General features: G+C 51.2%; 18 protein-coding genes. 7 read left to right on the top strand and 11 right to left on the bottom strand.

The genetic code is table 11. From position 1 onward, the window contains the following. Nucleotides 1-3 precede the first annotated feature (3 nt). Nucleotides 4-1194, bottom strand: coding sequence for a helix-turn-helix domain-containing protein (locus KNP92_RS11345; protein WP_214840581.1), 1191 nt, complete (start codon nucleotides 1192-1194; stop codon nucleotides 4-6). Nucleotides 1195-1305: 111 nt separating this feature from the next. Here KNP92_RS11345 and KNP92_RS11350 point away from each other — a divergent pair, with 111 nt between their 5' ends. Then, complete coding sequence (locus tag KNP92_RS11350) at nucleotides 1306-2571, top strand: MFS transporter (RefSeq protein ID WP_214840583.1); 1266 nt, start codon at nucleotides 1306-1308, stop codon at nucleotides 2569-2571. A gap of 22 nt (nucleotides 2572-2593) precedes the next feature. Here KNP92_RS11350 and KNP92_RS11355 read toward each other — a convergent pair whose 3' ends face one another. From KNP92_RS11355 to KNP92_RS11370, 4 genes are all read right to left on the bottom strand, one after another. Beyond that, a complete protein-coding gene (locus KNP92_RS11355; protein ID WP_214840585.1) occupies nucleotides 2594-2890 on the bottom strand; it encodes a DUF3817 domain-containing protein in 297 nt (98 codons plus the stop codon). A gap of 82 nt (nucleotides 2891-2972) precedes the next feature. Then, nucleotides 2973-3476, bottom strand: a complete 504-nt coding sequence (locus KNP92_RS11360) for a DoxX family membrane protein (RefSeq protein ID WP_214840587.1) — start codon at nucleotides 3474-3476, stop codon at nucleotides 2973-2975. A gap of 186 nt (nucleotides 3477-3662) precedes the next feature. Then, nucleotides 3663-4076, bottom strand: coding sequence for a pyridoxamine 5'-phosphate oxidase family protein (locus tag KNP92_RS11365; protein ID WP_214840589.1), 414 nt, complete (start codon nucleotides 4074-4076; stop codon nucleotides 3663-3665). A 120-nt stretch (nucleotides 4077-4196) separates the two neighbouring features. Beyond that, nucleotides 4197-4397, bottom strand: a complete 201-nt coding sequence (locus KNP92_RS11370; protein WP_016507985.1) for a cold-shock protein — start codon at nucleotides 4395-4397, stop codon at nucleotides 4197-4199. Between the two features lie 267 nt (nucleotides 4398-4664). Here KNP92_RS11370 and KNP92_RS11375 point away from each other — a divergent pair, with 267 nt between their 5' ends. After that, nucleotides 4665-6260, top strand: coding sequence for a glycoside hydrolase family 55 protein (locus tag KNP92_RS11375; RefSeq protein WP_214840591.1), 1596 nt, complete (start codon nucleotides 4665-4667; stop codon nucleotides 6258-6260). Here KNP92_RS11375 and KNP92_RS11380 read toward each other — a convergent pair. Further along, nucleotides 6224-6730: a flavodoxin domain-containing protein gene (locus KNP92_RS11380; RefSeq protein ID WP_214840593.1), complete on the bottom strand. Its 507-nt coding sequence runs from the start codon at nucleotides 6728-6730 to the stop codon at nucleotides 6224-6226. The genes KNP92_RS11375 and KNP92_RS11380 overlap by 37 nt on opposite strands. Before the next feature lie 95 nt (nucleotides 6731-6825). Next, complete coding sequence (locus KNP92_RS11385) at nucleotides 6826-8475, bottom strand: glycoside hydrolase family 13 protein (RefSeq protein ID WP_214840595.1); 1650 nt, start codon at nucleotides 8473-8475, stop codon at nucleotides 6826-6828. 113 nt (nucleotides 8476-8588) lie between these two features. Between KNP92_RS11385 and KNP92_RS11390 the strand changes: the two genes are divergently transcribed. From KNP92_RS11390 to KNP92_RS11400, 3 genes are all read left to right on the top strand, one after another. Beyond that, on the top strand, nucleotides 8589-9368 hold the full coding sequence (locus KNP92_RS11390) for an AraC family transcriptional regulator (RefSeq protein WP_214840598.1): 780 nt from the start codon (nucleotides 8589-8591) through the stop codon (nucleotides 9366-9368). A gap of 83 nt (nucleotides 9369-9451) precedes the next feature. Further along, nucleotides 9452-10792 (top strand): globin family protein, encoded by a 1341-nt coding sequence (locus tag KNP92_RS11395; protein ID WP_214840600.1) that lies wholly within the window; start codon nucleotides 9452-9454, stop codon nucleotides 10790-10792. 18 nt (nucleotides 10793-10810) lie between these two features. Further along, complete coding sequence (locus tag KNP92_RS11400) at nucleotides 10811-11713, top strand: class F sortase (RefSeq protein WP_214840602.1); 903 nt, start codon at nucleotides 10811-10813, stop codon at nucleotides 11711-11713. Between the two features lie 45 nt (nucleotides 11714-11758). Here the strand turns inward: KNP92_RS11400 and KNP92_RS11405 are convergent, their stop codons facing one another. From KNP92_RS11405 to KNP92_RS11415, 3 genes are all read right to left on the bottom strand, one after another. Then, complete coding sequence (locus KNP92_RS11405) at nucleotides 11759-12466, bottom strand: ABC transporter ATP-binding protein (RefSeq protein ID WP_214840614.1); 708 nt, start codon at nucleotides 12464-12466, stop codon at nucleotides 11759-11761. Continuing rightward, nucleotides 12466-14103 (bottom strand): ABC transporter permease, encoded by a 1638-nt coding sequence (locus KNP92_RS11410; protein ID WP_214840616.1) that lies wholly within the window; start codon nucleotides 14101-14103, stop codon nucleotides 12466-12468. Before KNP92_RS11410 ends, KNP92_RS11405 begins: the two co-directional genes overlap by 1 nt. Nucleotides 14104-14237: 134 nt before the next feature. Next, complete coding sequence (locus tag KNP92_RS11415; protein WP_214840618.1) at nucleotides 14238-15308, bottom strand: Fe(3+) ABC transporter substrate-binding protein; 1071 nt, start codon at nucleotides 15306-15308, stop codon at nucleotides 14238-14240. A 231-nt stretch (nucleotides 15309-15539) separates the two neighbouring features. On the opposite strand from KNP92_RS11415, the gene KNP92_RS11420 reads away from it, so the two are divergent. Continuing rightward, nucleotides 15540-16100, top strand: coding sequence for a TetR/AcrR family transcriptional regulator (locus KNP92_RS11420; protein ID WP_214840620.1), 561 nt, complete (start codon nucleotides 15540-15542; stop codon nucleotides 16098-16100). 31 nt (nucleotides 16101-16131) lie between these two features. Further along, nucleotides 16132-19281 carry an efflux RND transporter permease subunit gene (locus KNP92_RS11425; protein ID WP_214840622.1) on the top strand — a complete coding sequence of 1050 codons (3150 nt, stop codon included), beginning with the start codon at nucleotides 16132-16134 and terminating at the stop codon, nucleotides 19279-19281. Nucleotides 19282-19324: 43 nt separating this feature from the next. Here KNP92_RS11425 and KNP92_RS11430 read toward each other — a convergent pair whose 3' ends face one another. Then, on the bottom strand, nucleotides 19325-20062 hold the full coding sequence (locus KNP92_RS11430; RefSeq protein ID WP_214840624.1) for a YwqG family protein: 738 nt from the start codon (nucleotides 20060-20062) through the stop codon (nucleotides 19325-19327). Nucleotides 20063-20165: the final 103 nt, after the last annotated feature.

Raw genomic sequence — 20165 nt, forward strand, 5'->3', positions numbered from 1 at the left:
CAATCAGCCCTTGATTTTTTTTATCATCGACATCAAATGACTGCGAAAGCGCCCTTCCGGGAATAAGCCCACTTCTCGTTCAATCAGCGGAATCCATTCATCTCCACATCCATGACTCGTTCCAATTAACAATCCCTCGAAATAGATGGCTTGGTCGACAAACCCATGCTTCGCCCACTGATCATGGCGCTCCCATAGATTCAAAAATGCTTTCCGACCTTCCTCTATTTCTCCAATTAATGCATGATAAACCCCTTTACTCATCTCAAATGCAGCGATAAATTCTGTACTTCCTTCGAGTAATTGGTTCATGACAGCAAGTTGATATTTTAGAAGATCTGTTTTCCGATAATCGATTGCATAGAGCGCCTCTGTCATCGCAACACGTATTTTCATGGTCACGTCCCCTGTAAAAGCGGTATATTGTTTCGCTTTCTCTAACGCAGTAGTGACCAGCGCTTCATCCTTTAAATAAAGGGCACATATCGCAATGACTCGATACACATCGTCTACCCGATAATAGATTTTTGTACGTTTCATGTAATCAAGCGTATCTTCGAGGCGTCGGATTGCACTTGGTAAATCGTCGTCGTACAACATATTGCGGAACACCATCAACATACTAAATTCAACGCGCGTTTTGGTTTTCATGCTTCTCGAATCAATTACCTCGATTGTATCGATGCGTTCAATCGCATCGTCAAAACGATTCCACATGAGTAAATAAAAGGCCTGACTGATGCGAGCCATGATTTGTTCTTCTTTCTCTCCAAGCCGCTCAAATACTGCAATGGCCCGATCATATAACTCCAGCAGTTGTTGTTGCTCTCCACGATTGAACATCGTGTCTGCGAATAGTGTATAAGCTTTTCCTTGCCATACCGAATTCATCTCGCCATCTAAATAAGGACGAAGTGCCTGTTGCACGTCGTCATCCTCCCATGCTTGGAGTGTCCCTTGTGTATATTCAATCTCCTCGACGATTTTTTGCAAGTCTGCTTCACGCGGATCGACAAGTAACGACTGTACCGGCACCTCCAATCGCTTCGCAATCTCACGTAGACTACGTATCGATGCCTCCGCCTTGCCATTCTCAATCATGCTGAGCATTGATTTAGTGATGATGCCTTCGGCGAGTTGAGTTTGAGTAAGCTTTTTTTCTTTCCGTAACGCTTTAATCTGTTGTCCAATCATAGAGCACCTCTTTAAAAGTTAAATTAAATTGAACTTATTGTATACAAATGGAGTCTCATCGTTTACTATAAAGTTAAATCAAATTTAACTTTATAGTAAAGGAGAATGATGATGAACACTACCTCTTCAAATTTGTACGTGTTGTTACTCGGAAAATTCATGTCGTTGTTTGCTTCAAGCCTCTTCACGTTCGTGGCAGGGTTGACTGTCCTGACCACCTCCGGGTCTGGACTCCAGTTCGCGCTCGTTCTGCTTTCCGGTACGTTACCTCGGGTCCTTTTATCCCCGTTCGCCGGCGTCTATGCCGACAAGTTGAACCGTAAACACGTCATCATCACGATGGAATCGTTGAGCGCCATCTTGTTCTTCTTAGCCGGCGTCGCGAGTCTCATTTGGACGTTTGGCGTCCCTGTCTTCTTGATTATCACATGTCTGCTCTCTATCGTCTCGACTTTCTTGTCGGTCACCTTATCGAGCTCGATTCCGCTTCTTTTCGGTCAAGCCGAGTTGCAACGCGCCAATTCACTTATCCAAAGTGTCGTCTCGTTCTCGAGCATCGGCACACCGTTATTGGCCGGCGCCTTGTTCCTTATCCTCCCCGTCTCTGCGTTTTTATTTAGTTCGTCTTTACTCTTCATCCTCGCAGCCCTTTTGGCCTCACGACTCACGTTCCAATCGTATGATCAAACGCCTACCGATCAATCGACATGGGAAGATGTCCGCTCCGGCTTCCGCTATTTGAAACAAAAACGCGTTCTATGGACATTGACTATTCTGGCCGCACTGCTCAATTTTTTCTTTGTCGCTTCAGAAGTACTGTTCCCGATTGTCGCCTTACAAGAAATTGGCGTCAATCCTCTCCAGTTTGGCTTTTTAGAAAGTATGTTCGCCGCCGGCTTTTTAGTTGCCTCACTCGCCCATGCGCTACCCCTTTTGAAAATCAAATATCGGCTCGCGACAACTCGAATCGCACTCATCAGCTTAAGTGTGCTTTTTATCGGGCCGGCCGTTCCACTCTATTTTGATTTTTCGGTCACACTAGCCATTGTTTTCTTAACTGGATTTGCCTTGTTAAGCGGCTTCTTTGTCATTCGTGCCAATATTCCGATTCAACTGTATTTACAATCCAATACGGAACCGCGTTATCTCGGTCGGGTGATGGGTGTGCTCGAATCGCTCGCGGTGGGCATTACCCCGTTCGGTTTTATCTTGTTCGGCGCGTTGAGCGAATGGCTATCGGTCGCATTTCTCTATACCATCTGCATGGTCTGCCTGCTGGCAATCACGCTCATTGCGATGTATCGAATTCGTCACGACATCACCGCCGAAAAAGCAACTGTATTAGCTACAGCACAAACCGCCTCAGCACGTCAGTGAATACAAAAAGACATCGAACTGCTCAGTTCGATGTCTTCTCTGTTGAAGGTAAAATTCGTTTTTCAAGTAGGAACGGCCCGAACGGGATGACTGACGCCAAGACCGCGAGTACGAGGACTTTGAAGCTCCAGCGGAAGCGCCACGCCATGTAGACGGCAGCTGCGACGTATGCGACGAACAAGAATCCGTGCGCCGCCCCGACGATGCTAACGGCGAGCGGCATACCAGCCAAATACTTTAGCGGCATCGCGATGAACAATAACAACAAGAACGACATGCCTTCCGTATAACCGAGCCATTTAAATTGTGTAGCGTTCATTTCTGTTCTCCTTTACAATCCATGCTATGTTCATCGTAGCCGAACAAGGAACGGTTTGTCACAGGAGAATGTCATAAAATCGTCACGCTATTTGACGATTTGGTGAACGGTGCATGACTTTCGTTTCAACGAACTTGCGAAGGAACAACCCGTCAATCCCGATTTTTCCAGCGTTATAGCCGGCGACAAGGATGAGGACCGAAACAATGAGCATCGTCGGGTTCGTGCTGACTGTACCAGAGAGCAAGAACGCCATGTTCATCACGAGTCCGAAGAAAGCGGCGCTACGTGTCAACGCTCCGAGCAACAGTCCAAGACCGACGAACAACTCACCGTATGGGATTAAGATATCAAACAACGCGGCGTTTGGAATGGCGAACCCTTCAAGGAAAGCGGCCCACCAACTTGCTACGGCTGGATGCTCGCCTGTCGCGAGGGACGCTGCGTTTTGAAGATAACCACCAGATGCGAAACCACCAGTGATTTTCCCCCACCCTGCTGTGAGCCAGTGGTAACCGAGCCAGAGACGAAGGACGGTCAAGAGGCCGGTCGCGATATTGTGGTTTTGCCAAAACTTTGTGAACATGATAATTCCTCCTTTTCATGTAGAATGATAACTAATATGTGATTACATTCACAATATACCATTCATGATCAATTATTCACATAAGTTATGACGAGAGTTCACGTTTCGTCCATATGTGTGTCACACGTCAGTCACTTTTTGGAAACTTCATAAAAAAAGACGCCCAATTGGACGCCAAGTTAACCTTTATAGCTGGACTTCTTGAGGCGGTTGTCCTTTCTTGTTCATGACCCGCATCGATTCCGGTGTGACTTTCAAGATGACGAGTTTTGGATCATCTGGACCGTCGAACCAGCCTTCGAGCTTCTCGTTCCATACTTTCTCTTTCATCGACTCATCGTCCGAGACGGTTGTCTCCCCTAAAATCTCCAAATACGTATCGCCGACTCCGTCGCCATCATAGCCGATTAAAATATGTGTATATGGGTTGTTTTTCAATTCGTCCACTTTATCCGTGTCTTTCGAAGTCGCGGTATAGAGCGTCAACTCGTCGTGGAAAAACGTCATGTAGCGGCTGTGCGGTTTCCCCTTATAAACGGTCGCCATCGTCCCAACGTTACTATGATTTAAAATTTCTTTTGCCGTTTGCATTGCATCCATCTCGAATACCCTCCTTGTAATTGTCACTCGTATACTCTTCCCCGGGTACACGCGATTAAACACAAAAAAACCTGTCCGCAGATGCGGACAGGTTATAAAATTCCTTAGGATTAAGGAAGATTAGATTTTTTCAACGTTAGAAGCTTGTGGGCCACGAGCTCCGTCAGTGATTTCGAAAGTTACTGCTTGGCCTTCTTCAAGTGTCTTGAAGCCGTCGCCTTGGATTGCTGAGAAGTGTACGAATACGTCGTCTCCGCCTTCCATTTCGATGAAGCCGTAACCTTTTTCTGAGTTAAACCATTTTACTTTACCTGTGTTCATAATGAACCCTCCTGAAATAAACGCTGAGCGTTATAGTAGTGCCTTACTAGAAAAAACTGACCAAAAAAAAGCACAAACCTTTGGGATTATCTTAAAACGAAAAATAATCCAAAGCGTTTGTGAATTATGTTTCCAGCTATTCTTAATTAAGCACATATGTAATATACCACGGACAAATGCTTCTGTCTACTAAATACTTCGGTTTGCTAAAAACACTTCGAATTCGGGTACAGTCAGAGGGAAACCACGACTAGGAGGAGACAGACCATGAAAGCCATCAACCGATCGAATCCTCACGCTACGATTCGCGCCTGCTCTGCTTACACAGAAGAACATTTGTGGGCGGAGACGCTTGCTTGGCACGAAGCGACTCGTCGTGAGCGTTACCCGCATCAACATCATATGGAACCGTCACGTCTTCCGTTGACTGAACGGATCGCGCCGGTGACGACTGCCCTCCCTCTCGAAGTGACAGACGACATGGTGCGACCCGTTTGGATGAGACGGCTTGACGCAGAATACTTGAACTTGACGCAAGCGACGACAAAGCAAGTCGATGTGACCGAGTACGGGGCCGTCGGGGACGGCATGACGGACTGCACCCTCGCTTTTCGTCTCGCCCTCCGTTCGAACCGGCGCGTGCACGTGCCAGCCGGGACATTCATCGTCCGCGGGATTCGAATCCCGTCGAACTGCGTGCTCGTCGGGGCCGGGCAAAGTCAGACGGTGATCAAGCTCGCCGACAAGGCGCCGAAACATCGACGCCTGCTCCGAAATACGACGCCGTTTCGCGGCAATCACCATATTGAGGTCGCCCATCTCACACTCGATTGGAATGTCGATCGTCTCGGAGACGTCGAACGGACAGCGAGTGGCGATACGGCATCGAGTGCGTTAACGTTCGCCCACGTCACGTTCGGCTGGGTTCATCACGTGACGGCGAAAAATGCCGGATTGCATGCGTTTGATATCACGGCCCCCCACTATCATTATCTCGGGGACGGCTTACGAGCGGCGAACGGGAGCCGGTACGTCTGGCTCGACCGATGCGAGGCGACCCGTTACGGGGACGATGGCATCACGACCCATCATAGCGACGCCATCTATATCACGAACTGTTATTGTCATCATCCACACGGTCGCACCCATACGGCCGGTTTTTCGAACTCGAACGGGATCGAAGTGGACGACGGTTCACGCCACGTCGTTCTCGTCAACAATTTGACCGAAGGATGTTTCGGTGGGATCGAAGTGAAGGCGCACGCCACGTCCTCGGCCGCTCATGACGTCCATATTTTCGGGCACGTCTCTTACCACGATAATCGGTCCTATAATTTTCGCCATATCGGCCATCACTTGGCGGACGATCCGGATTCGAAGACGGCGCGGTTCCTTTCTGGGACGAACCTCGTCTCAATCGAACCGGTCCGGTCCGCTCTATATGAAAAGTCCTCCTCGCGCAGCCTCGTCATCTCTGCGTATCAGGATGTGTTCATCAACGGGTTCACCGCAATTGGGGACACGACTTATGACTACGAGGACCAACCGGCGCTCGCCATTCAATATAAATCGCGCAACGTGCGTTTGAAGCACATCACGGTGCGTGGCTTCACGTCGGCCCGTGCCGATATCGAACTGTTCGGTGGGGCGAATCATACGGACCGCGTCTCGATTGAAGACGTCTCTTGCCATCACTCGGCCCCAATCGCCATCAAAATCGGCAGAAAGCTCTCGCCGGTGACACTTCGCCGAATCGAGGGCGAACAAAAAGGAGGAAATGCGCTCATCTCCTCCCAAAGTCCGCTCGATGCCCATGACTTGTTCGCTTATGGATTTTCCGAGCGGGTGCGGAGCGACGCTTGAGCCGATTCGACGAGTTCGTCGAGCATCGCTTCATCTAAATTGAGCGAACTTACCGTCTGCTTCGCCATCATCCGGACGATCGCCTTGTCGAGGAAGCCCATCCGCTCAAAATCGTATCCGTTCCCGACGACTTCGACAAAGTACGCATGCGCCCGTAACGGTTCCCGGTAAGCCGTCTCAAGCTCCCGTTCGCGTTCTGCAGCGGTCGGGGTGCCGGCGCACAAATAGAGTCCGAGCGGTCGTTTCAACAATTCCGACTCGTTAGAGTGAAGCCATGCGGTCATCTCGTCTTGGATCTTTCCCATCCGGATTGAACTGCCCACGATGACGTGGTCCACGGTCGACCAGTCCACCTCGGCCTGTTCGACCACGTCTTGCACATGAACGTCCCCCGGCAATCGGTCTATTAAGAGATGTGCGACTTTTTCGCTCGTCCCGTACCGGCTTGCGTAGGCGATTAACGTCTTCATCTTGTTTCCCCCTTTCGGTCATACTATCCTATTCCCGAAACAACATGCGATACGTCTCGGTCCTAAAAAAACTCGCCCACAGGCGAGTTTTTTGGTCACACTTTATACACTTGTGCCTCATACGGGCGAAGCGTGAACGACGATTCAGGCTCCATGTTCCCGATGACACGTTCCTTCACCTCAAACGAGAACTCTCGCACTTGTTCTTCATCCGAGAAGTTACAGATGACGAGCCACGTCTCGCCTTCGAACGTCCGCGTGAACGCGTACACCGCCTCATCTTCTGGAAGAAGCAATTCATATTTTCCGTAGACGACGAGCGGATTCTGTTTCCGGAGCTGAATCAACTGGCGATAGTAATGGAAGAGCGAGTCCGGGTCTTTTCGGGCTGCTTCCGCATTAATGTCGACATAGTTTGGGTTGACGTTGATCCAAGGTGTACCCGTCGTGAATCCAGCCTCTGCGTCAGCCGACCATTGGACCGGCGTCCGGGAGTTGTCACGTCCACGTTCATGGATGCCTCGGAAAATCTCTTCATGCGTGAGCAATCCGTTCGACGTGTAATCACGATAGGCGTTGAGTGTCTCGATGTCACGATACTGATCAATCGCATCGAATGCGACGTTCGTCATTCCAAACTCTTCCCCTTGATAGATATATGGCGTCCCTTTCAACATGTGTAAAAGCGTCGCGAGCATTTTCCCTGAACGTACGCGATATTCTGCTGAATCGTTCCCGAAACGTGAGATGGCACGCGGCTGGTCATGGTTGCTCCAATAAAGGCTGTTCCAGCCCTCTTCTTCGAGCCCTTCTTGCCAACGGGAGAAAATTTTCTTCAAATCAGTCAACTTCCAATCGGTCGGATTCCACTTCCCAAAGCTTCCATTGCCGACGTCGACGTGCTCGAAATGGAATACCATGTTCAACTCGTTCCGATCTTCAGCGGTATACAGTTTCGCTTCCTCGACGCTCACGCCCGGCATCTCACCGACTGTGATTGTGTCGTACTTCGAGAGTACTTCCTTGTTCATCTCCTGCATGAATTCGTGAATGCGTGGCCCGTTAAAGAAGAACGGCGTCCCATCCCCATAACCGGTGCCTTGCGTTTCACCGTTCGGGAAGCTTGGATCTTTTGAAATCATATTGATGACGTCCATCCGGAACCCATCGACTCCTTTATCGAGCCAGTACGTCATCAAATCGTACACTTCACGGCGTAGCGTCTCCGACTCCCAGTTAAGGTCCGGCTGCTTCTTGCTGAATAGATGCAAGTAGTATTCATCCGTCGTCTCGTCATACTTCCACGCACTGCCGCCAAAGAACGCGCCCCAATTCGTCGGAGGCTGTCCGTCCTTGCCTTTCTTCCAAATATAATAGTCCCGATACGGATTGTCTTTTGACGAGCGCGACTCCATGAACCAATGATGTTCGTCTGACGAGTGGTTGACGACGAGGTCCATCATGATTTTGATGCCGTGACGATGCGCTTCCTCTAACATCGCATCGAAGTCTGCCATCGTGCCGAACTCGTCCATGATGGCGCGATAGTCGCGAATGTCATATCCGTTGTCGTCGTTCGGCGAATCGTATACCGGCGAGAGCCAGATGACGTCGATGCCGAGCTCTGCTAAATAAGACATCTTCTCGGTGATGCCCGGGATGTCCCCGATCCCGTCCCCGTTCGAATCGTTAAAGCTGCGCGGATAAATTTGATAGACGACCGCTTCTTTCCACCATTGTTTCATGTTCATCCTCCTCATACGTTCTGTCGCCCTCATCGTACCGTCTCTTCGAACACATGGCTATCCATGATATGATTGAAATATGAACGATTTTGCTATTAAGAAAGGAAGATTCGATGGAAATCGGCTTTTGTGGCTATTCTTATCATACAACGACCTATACTTTTCCTTTCCCGAATCGACTTGAGACGTATTTGATTCGCTTGCAGACGGAAGGAACGGCCCGTGTCGTCATCAACGGAACAACGCATATGGCTCATCCGGGTGACTTGTTGCTCGTCAGACCGGGCGAGGATTACGAGCTGCACGTGGACACACCCGCGAGCGGCGACTATCACTTGTTTTGTTTAGGTGCCTCGCTCGATGTCTGGTGGGACGAAGCGCCCCGTCAGACGATGACGCCCATTCCGATTGATGCCCGCATGCTGTCGCTCTGGCAACACATCACGGAAGAAGCGCGGCGTCCTGCAATCGATCAAGACGAGCGAATTATCGAGACGCTCGTCCAAGCGCTGCTCTTCATGATTGACCGGGCGATGCATGAGAATCGGATGAATACGCGGCCCCCTGTCGTCTCCCAGATGATGCGCTATATCGAAAGTCACGCGACGGACGACTTTAAAGTCGCGGACGTCGCCGACGCGGTCGGACTCAGCGTCTCACGCACGGTCCATCTCTTTAAAGAAGGAACCGGGCTGACCATTATCGCATATGCTCAGTCGATTCGCCTTCAACTCGCGGAAGAACAGATGCGTTATACGCAGCACTCTCTTGAACAGATTGCCGAACAGTCCGGATTTCATTCGTATCCGTATTTCCATCGGATTTTTAAACGGAAATATGGCGTCGCACCGGGCGTTTATCGCACACTTCAACAAAAAAACGAAAAAAAATAAAAAAAGAGTGATCCATTTTTTGAACCGCTCCGTTAGATGGGTGTAAACAACGACAACACTCACAAAACAAAGGAGCGATTCACATGAAGAAGAAAACAATGAACAAGATTGTAGCACCAGCATTAGCGTTAGGCTTACTCGTCCCACTCAACGCCCAGGCGGCAGATCACGCACCGACAGCGAGCACGCCGGCTGGCGACCTTCGTGCGACACTCGACCAGTTGCTATCTGAGCACTACGTCTTAGCGGTCACATCGATGATGAAAGCGTACGACGGAGCAGCAGACGCTGAAGTAGCGATGAAAGCGCTCGACCAAAACGCAGTCGATATGACACCAGCCATCGCATCGATTTACGGTGACGAGGGCGCGGCCCAGTTCGAAGAAATCTTCCGCGGCCATAACGACTACTCGGCAGACTTCGTTGAAGCAGCCAAGTCTGAGGACCAAGAACTTCGCGCTGAAGCAGAAGCAGAAGTGGATGAGTTCGTCGAAGAGTTCTCGACATTCCTTGACGCCGCGACAGAAGGAAATCTTCCAAAAGATGCAGCTGCTGACGTGATCGAGCTTCACGAAGACCAAGTTCTTTCTGTCTTTGACAGCTACGTCGCCGGTGATTATGAATCGGCCTACATGACATACCGTGAAGGGTACAAGCTCATGTTCGACATCAGTAAGGCCCTCTCAGGTGCGATCGTCACACAAATGCCTGACAAGTTTGACACACCAGCCGACACACCGGCCGTCGAGCTCCGTTCAACGTTGAATAGCCTTGCTGGTGAACACTTCGCCCTCGCCGCAATCGGCATGCAAAAAGGCTACGATCAAGCGGAAGACTTCGACTACGTGAGCTGGGCGGAAGACCAGAACACACTCGACTTCAAAGCAGCCATCGCTTCTGTATACGGTGACGAAGGCGCGGCCCAGTTTGAGAAAGTATGGAACGGTAACCACATCACAGCTCAAGGTGACATCGTCGCTGCCACACTCGAAGGTGACGAAGCGAAAATCGAAGAAGCTCGTATGAAGCTTGACCAGTTCGCTGTCGACTTCAGCACGTTCCTCGATGCAGCGACAGAAGGCAACTTGCCACAGGCAGCTGGTCAAGAAGCCGTCATGAAACATGAAGCGCTCGTGCTTCAAACGTTCGATCAATATGTAGCCGGTGATGCAGATGCGGCTTGGATGTCATTCCGTGAAGGTTATGCGTTCATGTTCGGCCTTGGTGAAACGCTCGGTAACGCCATCGTCACGCAAATGCCTGACAAGTTTGCTGAAACAACGATGCCTGAAGAAATGCCTGAAACAGGTCTCGGTGGTGCACAAGCCCAGTCGATGAACACGCTCTACGCTGGACTTGCTGTCCTTGGCGGAATCTTACTCGCCTTTGTCACACTTCGCAACCGTAAACAATCTGTTCAATAAGAAATAAGGAGGGAGCCCATGAACAAGCGCCATTTGTTTCTGGCGCTCTCTCTCTTTTGTTTTGGCTTCTGGACGTGGACGAGCGCCCAAGAATCGTCGTCACCACCTGTAGAAGAAAAACAAATAGAGGAGAGTCCAGATTTATCGGCTGAATTCTCACTTCTACAGGAAGAGGTGAAGAAACTTCGGCTCGCAGTGGAAGAAGAAAGCGCCAAAGCCGTAACACCAGTCACCATCCAAATTCCTAAAATCAACGTCGACACCGCGATTGAACAAGTCGGTTTGCTCGAGAACGGCCAGATGGGAGTCCCAGCTGACGAAGATCAAGTCGGCTGGTTCGAACCCGGCGTCAAGCCCGGAAGTGAAGGCAATGCCGTCATCGCCGGACATGTCGACAGCAAGACGGGACCCGCCGTCTTTTACGAGCTCGACCAACTCGTTGCCGGTGATGAAATCGTCATCGTCGATGAGGCAGGGAACACGCTCCGGTTCGAGGTAACGAAGACCGAGCGCTATGAGACAGCAAATGCGCCCATCAAAGAAATCTTCGGCGCAACGGACAAACGGAACCTGAACTTGATCACGTGTTCCGGAACGTTCGGCAGTGCCGGTTATGACGAGCGATTCGTCGTCTATACCGAACTCGTCGATGCGGAAATCCCTCTTGCCGATGACGTTGTACTCGATGTCCCGACGAACGTTGAACTCCGTGGTACGTTCCTCACGTGGCACGCTGTGCGTAACGACGCGGTCATTGGATACCGGATTTACCAAGTGATTGATGGGGAGAACGTGCACATTGAGAGCGTTCCGTCCCACGCTCGTAAAAGTATTGAAGTACCGGACGAAGCGGCCACCTATTACGTAACGGCCATCGACCGGCTCGGCAACGAATCAAGTCCTGCTGAGGCAACCGAATAATTAAAAAAGCTCCCGCAGGACGGTCGTCCTACGGGAGCTTTTCTTTTACACGAAGCAAGGAATCTGCGGGTTGAACGTCTTGTTGTTCTCCGTCATGATTTGCTTCTTAATTTTGCCTTCACCAAGATAGACGATACGATCGGCGAGCGCCTCCGCGTCTTCCTCGTCATGGGTGACGAAAATCGTCGTCGTCCCCGTCTGTTTCAAGAGACGACGCAAATCGTCCCGAATCCGGTGCTGGAGCGACGTATCCAAGTTACTGAACGGCTCGTCTAAGATGAGGAGAGACGGTTCTGGTGCAAGCGCACGAGCGAGCGCGACCCGTTGCTGTTGTCCCCCACTCAATTCATATGGGAAACGATGACGGAAATCCGACAAGTTCACAAGTGCGAGCATCTCTTCGACGCGTTTATTCCGCTCTTTACGTCCAAGTTTATGGAGCCCGAACCGGATGTTCTTCTCAACGGTCATGTGCGGGAAAAGCGCATAGTCTTGGAATACCATGCCGACCCCACGCTGTTCTGGCGGCATGAACTGACAATCGTCGCAACAGACGCAGTCGTTCACGACGACGACGCCTTGATTCGGCATCTCGAGGCCGGCGATGAGACGTAAAATTGTGCTCTTCCCTGACCCGCTGTCGCCAAGGAGCGATACAATCTCGCCTTTTGTGATTGAGAGCGAGAACCCTTTAATCGTCTCTTCATGCGCACCTTTATAGCTGAAGTGTAAGTCGTTGATTTGAACAAACATTAGTCGGCCTCCTTATCAAGCACCTTATGGAAAACAAAGATCAACAGTCCGCTCATGATGACGATGACGATCGAGGCGAGCGCGGCCTCGTGAATCTTCTCGTCACTGACATACTTGAACGCCTGTGTCGCGAGCGTCGAGAAGTTGAACGGTTGTAAAAACAAGGTCAACGGCAACTCTTTCATGATATCGATGAAGACGAGGATGAACGCACTCATGATTGCCCCTTTGATCATCGGGATGTCGACGCGGAAGAACGTCTGCACGGTCCCCCAACCGAGCATGCGGGACGCTTCCGTGAACGACTTCCCGACTTTCTCGAATCCGCTCTCAATCGAGTTGTACCCGATGGCGAGAAAGCGGATGACGTAAGCGAAGATGAGCATGATGAGCGTCGTCCGGAACACGAACGTCTGTCCGAGATTGAGTGCGAGCGCGACGTTCAGTACCCACTCATCAAGCAATAAAAAGAGGGTAATGACGGCGATTGCGATGGCGGCACCCGGAATGGAATAGCCGAGCGTCGTCACTTTTGAGATAACACGCGTCATGTTTGACGGGAACAGCCGTGTATAGTTCGCGATGATGAGCGCGAACACGAGAATGATGATTGTTGCGATGAAGGCGACGCTCACCGTATTCCAAACGAGCCGGAAAAACGTTGCGGTAAACACTTGCTCGAACGTCAACACCGTCCAGGCGACGAGTTGGATGAACGGGATGGCGAAGGCAATCCCGAATACCGTCGAGACGTAGCCGAGGACGGCGTAACGATGCCATCCACTGAGCGGTCTCGGTTTGAGCGGTTTCACTTTCGTCGTCGCGTAGCTAAACTGTTTTCTACCCCGGACGAGCCGCTCCATCGTCAAAATGGCGATGACCAGAATCATGAGCGTTCCAGCAAGCTTGAGCGCCGAGGACGTGTCTCGCATCCCGAACCAGGTGCTGAAGATGGCCGTACTGAACGTCTGGATGCCGAAATACTTCACGACCCCATAATCGTTCAACACTTCCATCAAGACGAGGCTGACGCCGCCGATGATGGCGACACGTGAGATTGGCATGACGACCGTGAAGAAGATGTCCCATGACCCGCGGCCGAGGATACGGGCGTTCTCAATCATCGAGGACGATTGATTGTGTAGAAACGCCCGCGTAATCGTATAAATATATGGATACAAAAAGAGCGTGAAGATGAAGATTGTCCCTTGAATCGTCATGATGTTGAAATACGACTGATTCACGGAAAGCCCGAAGTCGTTCCGGAGCGTCGTCTGGATGACACCCGTGTAATTTAAAATCCCATGGTACGTATACGCGCCGATATACGGTGGGATGGCGAGCGGTAAGATGAGCGCCCATTTGAAGAATCGACGGAACGGGAAATCGTAAACCGTGATGAACCAAGCGAGACTCGTCCCGATGATCGTCGTTAAGATCCCGGTCGCAAACATGATGATGAGCGTGTTGCTGACGTAGCGCGGCAACAAATACTCGCGGATGTGTTGCCAATTATCGTTCACCGGAGCGAACAATTCGACCAAGACGATGACGCCAGGCAAGACGATGAACAACAACGCGATAAAGCTTAAAATCGCCCATCCATTCAGTTGTCGTTTCATCGCATACCAGTTCATGCCGTACCGCTCCCATTCTTTCGTTCAATCACTTCCTGTCCCATCATATCAGGTTCCGTGCTCGCATTGTACCGCCGGACGGCCGAGAAACCGAAAAATCTTCGGCCTGAACGATTGTTCAAGCCGAAGTCTTCTTATTTCCAGCCGGCTTCGTTAAAGAGACGGATGGCTTCTTGTTGGTTTTCGCCGAGCACAGACAAGTTGATGTCTTGCTCTTTGAACTCACCCCATGACTTGAGGAGCTCGTTCGGCTCGACTGACTCGTTGACCGGATATTCGTAGTTGGCGCTCGCGAACTGCTCTTGGGCTGACGGGTCAGACATAAACTCCATAAGCTTTTTCGCGTTCTCCGCGTTTTTCGATGCCTTCGTCATCGCAATTCCCGAGACGTTGACGTGTGTGCCTGTCGTCTCTTGGTTCGGGAAGAACACACCGAGCTGTTCCGCGACTTTCTTCTCTTCCGCGTCTTCTGAGTTCAACATGAGACCCATATAGTACGTGTTCATGATGGCGACATCGCCTTCTCCGGCGACGACGGCTTTCGCTTGGTCGCGGTCGTTCCCTTGCGGATCCCGGGCGAAGTTATTGACCATACCTTCGGCCCACTCTTTCGCTTGGTCCACACCGTTCACTTCGATGAACGATGCGAGGAGCGAGATATTGTACATGTTCTCTGATGGACGGACGAGGACTTTTCCGTTCCACTGCTCTTCCGTGAGTGCTTCATACGTCGACAAGTCTTCTGGGTTCACGCGGTCTTTCGCATAAACGATGACGCGAGCGCGCTTTGTGAGACCGAACCATTCGTTGTCCGTATCACGATATTTATCCGGGATGTTCGATTCAAGCACGTCGCTATCGACCGCTTGAAGGTGTCCGTTTTCTTTCGCTTGATGCAAGTTCCCGGCGTCCGCCGTGATGAAGAGATCGGCTTCTGTGTTTTCGCCTTCGGTGTTCAAACGCTCAAGCAACTCTTCGCCTTTTCCTTCGACGACGTTGACTTTCACGCCTGTCTCTTCTTCGAACTGCTTATAGAGCTCTTTGTCGACGTCGTAATGACGGCTTGAATAAACGTTGACGACCTTCGATTCTTCTGACGTTTCGTTCTCACCCGAAGTCGTCGGCTCTGCCGTGCTTGCACATGCTGCAAGGAGCGATGTTGTGAGTGCTGCTGATAATCCGAGTGCCATGTATTTCTTGTTCATCATTCTTCCCCCAATATCATTTCTCTGTCGTTGGTAATGATAATTACTCTCAATTACTATCATCACTGATAATCATTCTCACGTCAACCTTTTTTTGAAATCGTTTACAGTAGTTATATATGTATAAGCGAACAGTTTTGAAACCATCATTTCTTGACTTCAAAATGATGCGCGTTCTATAGTGAAAGAGAAAAAAACCGTCTGGTCGGTACAGAAAGGAGGAATAGGAGTATGAACCGATCGAATGTAACGAAACAGAAGTTGCTCGATGCCGCCACTGAAATCATTATGGATCAAGGCGTCCATCAACTGACGTTAGACGAAGTCGCGAAGACGGCTGGCGTTTCAAAAGGTGGACTACTCTATCACTATCCATCAAAAGAAACGTTACTCACCGCCATCGTCGAACGGCTCCAAACCGAACAGAACGAATTATATGAGTCGTTGCAACAAGACGGTTACGGTCCCGTCGAGGCGTTTGTCCGTTTATTTGATGAGACAAGACTGTATCCGGAGCACTCACCGCTTGAAATCGATGCGGAGAAGATGATTGCCTTCTTGACGCTCTTCGCCGTGGAACAAGATTACGCCGAGCGCTGGAAAAACGACCTCGATACGTTTTTTAAACAGTTTCAACAGACGAAAGATCCCGTCGAGACGATGATTATCCGTTATGCGCTCGAAGGAATGATGATGTCTGAACATTTCAACGTCGGCGTTCCGCCTACAGAACTAAAGCAACAAATCATCGCCCGCTTGATTGAGCGAGCCCGAAACATCGATACGACCTAACCATTCACACATAGAGGAGAATAAAACGACCATGCAAAAGATCACGTCTTTCTCCGTCAACAACAAGTTCGCAGTCTGGTTGATGACGATTATTTTGACGGCCGCCGGAATTTTCGCTGGCCTCACGATGAAGCTTGAAACGTTACCGGACATCACGACACCGACCGTCTCGGTGACGACAATTTATCCGGGCGCTTCTCCTGAGCAAGTGCTCGATGAAGTGAGCACCGTGCTCGAAGATCGACTAAAAAGCTTGAACGGAGTTGAACAAGTCCGCTCGAGCTCATTCCAAAACGCGTCGAACATTCAAATCGACTATGATTTTAGTACCGACATGGAAGCGGCCGAGCAACAAGTCAAAGACGCGCTCAGTAACGTCGACTTGCCGGAATCGGTCCAAGACCCGCAAGTGTCCCGCCTCAGTTTTGACGCGTTCCCGGTGATCGGAGCGGCCGTCTCAGATGAAAGTCTCGACTTGGCGGAATTGACGAAGCTCGTCGAGGAAGAGTTGCAACCGGCCCTCGAAGGAGTCGAAGGCGCGCAGCTCGTTCAAATCGCTGGACAAGAGATTCGTCGCGTCGAACTCGAGTTTGATGCCGACGCGCTCGCTGAATACAATTTGACGGAAGAGACGGTCAAACAGCTGATTCAAGCGAACGATGCCCGCATTGCCCTCGGTTTATATGAACTCGGTGACACGGAACAAGCGGTCGTCATCGATGGGAAGTCTGAGACGCTCGACGCGTTCCGCGACTTGCAAATCCCGTACTCACCTGGCGAATCACCACAGGCACCGGGTACACCGAATGAACTTCCGACCGGCGAGACACCGCAACTGCCGGCCGACCTACCGACAGACGTTCCGACGGACCTCCCGGCGAACGTGCCGACTGCCGTGCCGACAGTCGCTTTGAGCGAACTCGCGACCATCGAAGATCGCGGGATTGAAGAGTCGATTTCGCGCTCGAACGGGGAACGGTCAATCGGGATTCAAGTGACGAAGACACAAGATGCGAACACGGTCGACGTCGTCAACGCCGTCAAAGACATCCTCGATGATTTCGAGGCGGAATACGATACGGCCAACGTCTCGATCACACTCGACCAAGGGCAGCCGATTGAAGAATCGGTCGAGACGATGTTGTCGAAAGCACTGCTCGGTGGCTTATTCGCCATCTTGATCATTCTCGTGTTCCTTCGCAACGTCCGCTCGACAATTATCGCGGTCATCTCGATTCCGCTTTCGCTTCTCATGGCGCTCATCGTCTTGAAGCAACTCGATATCACACTGAACATCATGACGCTCGGTGCGATGACTGTCGCCATCGGTCGTGTCGTCGATGACTCGATCGTCGTCATCGAAAACATCTATCGCCGTCTCACACGTCCGAACGAGCCGTTACGCGGCAAAGAACTGATCATTGCCTCGACGAAAGAAGTGTTCATCCCGATCGCTTCTTCTACGATCGTGACGATTGCCGTCTTCTTGCCACTCGGCTTTGTGACCGGCTTTGTCGGCGAGTTGTTCTTGCCGTTCGCGTTGACGGTCGTCTTCGCCCTTTTGGCTTCGCTCCTTGTCGCCATTACCGTCGTGCCGATGATGGCTGACTCGTTCTTCAAAAATCGTGACAAATTGAAGCCCGAAGAAGGACCAGGCAAGCTCGCCGAATGGTATCGTGGCGTCCTGAACTGGTCGCTCAATCATAAACTTGTCGTCTTCGGATTAGCGACACTTCTCCTCGTAGGTAGCTTCGCGCTCGTCCCGGCCATCGGTGTCAACTTCTTGAACCAAGACTCTGAGAAGACGCTATTCGTCACGTTCGATCCAGAACCGGGTCAAACGCTCGACGATTCGATTGCAGCGGCAGAAGTCGCAGAAAACTACTTTATGGATGAACAACCGGATGCGACCGACGTGCAGTTCACGGTCGGCGGTGAAAATCCGCTCAACCCGGGAAACAACAAACAAGGCATCTTTATCGTTCAATACGATCCAGACACGGCGAACTTCGCTGACGTCAAACTTGCCGATATTGAACGCTTGAACGAACTCGCCCCGGCCGGTGAATGGAAAGAGCAAGACTTCACGGGCGGCGGTGCGACGAGCGGAGTGACGTATAACGTCTACGCCAACTCGCTCGAAGACCTCGAAGCGATTGTGCCGACGTTCGTCGAGACGATTGAACAAGAGACGGATTACGTCCGTCAAGCCACGTCTGACCTTCGTGAATCGTATGTCCAATATACGTTTAACGTCGACCAGCAAGCAGCGGCCGAAGCCGGTGTCTCGGCGTTCCAAATCGCGCAGACGATCGGTCAATTCCAGGCACAAGAAAGTCCGCTCGCTAGCGTGACGGTCGATGACAAACAACTCGATGTCATCATCCCAACCGAACAAGTCACGTATGACAGCATCGAAGACTTACAAGCGCAAGAAATCACGACACCGTTCGGGCCTCGTCCAATCTCGGACTTCATTGAAGTCGAAGAAGGTACGACACCGGACACGCTCGTCCAACGCGACGGGAAACTGCTCGCACGTGTGAACGTCGAACTGAGTACGGACAAAGCGACGGAAGCGTCGGCTGCCATCGAAGAACGGGTAGCGGACATCGACCTTCCTAGCGGTGTATCGTATGACGTCGGCGGCGTGACCGAACAGATTCAAGAGTCGTTCACGCAACTCGGCCTCGCCATGCTTGCGGCTGTTGCCATCGTCTACTTGGTGCTCGTCGTCACGTTCGGCGGCGCCGTCACACCGTTCGTCGTCTTGTTCTCTCTCCCGTACGCGATTATCGGTGGACTTGTCGCCCTCCTCATCACGGGTGAGACGATTTCGGTCTCGGCACTTATCGGTGCCCTCATGTTGATCGGAATCGTCGTCACGAACGCGATCGTCTTGATTGACCGCGTGCTTCATAAAGAAGCGGACGGCCTGTCGACGCGTGAGGCGCTCCTTGAAGCGGCCGGCACACGGCTTCGTCCAATCCTCATGACGGCACTTGCGACCATCGGGGCGCTTTCCCCACTCGCCCTCGGCCTTGAGGGTGGCGCGCTCATCTCGAAAGGGCTCGGGGTGACGGTCATCGGTGGACTCACAAGTTCGACGCTGTTGACGCTTCTCATTGTCCCAATCGTGTATGAGTTCTTCGCACGGTTCCGTAAGAAGAAACAAGCCTAATTCAAAAGAGAGTTGACCGTCTGCGGTCAACTCTCTTTCTTGTTCAGTAACACTGCATGATGATTTCCGTCTCTTCAAAGCGCTTAGCCTGGAGCGCTTCGGTCGGGATGAGGAAGTAGAGGATGCCGACGTCGCCAAACATGACGTCGAGCTCTTCCGTCGAGTCCATTTGAAAGAGCAGGAACGGATTGGAGAAGCGTTCGCCATACGTGTCTTCTATCTCTTCGAACACGTCGTTTTGTACCGCATCCGGATGTCCGCCGATTGCATGCACTTCGCCTTCATCGAAAAGTTCTTCCATCGCGACGAAATCGTCCTCCGTCATGAGTTCGAGCAACGTATCAACAATCGGGGCATAGCTCTCCTCGAACGCGACGGCACGTTCGGTGAGCGCCTCACCGATTCGAACACGCTCGAGCGTTGTCTCCATCGTGTAGATGACACGCCACAAATGCCGTTCCTCCGCATCCCCCCAAGGCTGTTCGTCCAAATCGTAAAAGAATGACAACAGCCCTTGTTTCGGGAGCGCTTCGACCGATTCGCATCCAGCGAAATCGCTCAACCGGAACTGAGCCAAGAACGTCAAATTCTCTCCTGGATGATGTGCCGGACTTGGCAAATCAGGATAACCCCCAAATTTGGAATACCCAATCGCAACTTCTTCCCGTGACGTCCTCGGGACAAGCTTCAAATGGATGCGTTTCTCGAACGCTTCCAATATTTCATTTCCGTGTTCAAGCTCGCGTGATTCAATCCATTGTTTTACCGATTGTAATTCCATCTCGCCACCCCGTTCATTTATGATAAACATAGTGTAGCATACCGAACGTATGTACCCTTCATCTTTTTTTGACTAGCCTTTCTCTTGACCAGAATTGGAATAC

The sequence above is a fragment of the Exiguobacterium sp. s122 genome, from assembly GCF_018618475.1.
In the GTDB taxonomy this organism is placed as follows: Bacteria; Bacillota; Bacilli; order Exiguobacteriales; family Exiguobacteriaceae; genus Exiguobacterium; species Exiguobacterium himgiriensis.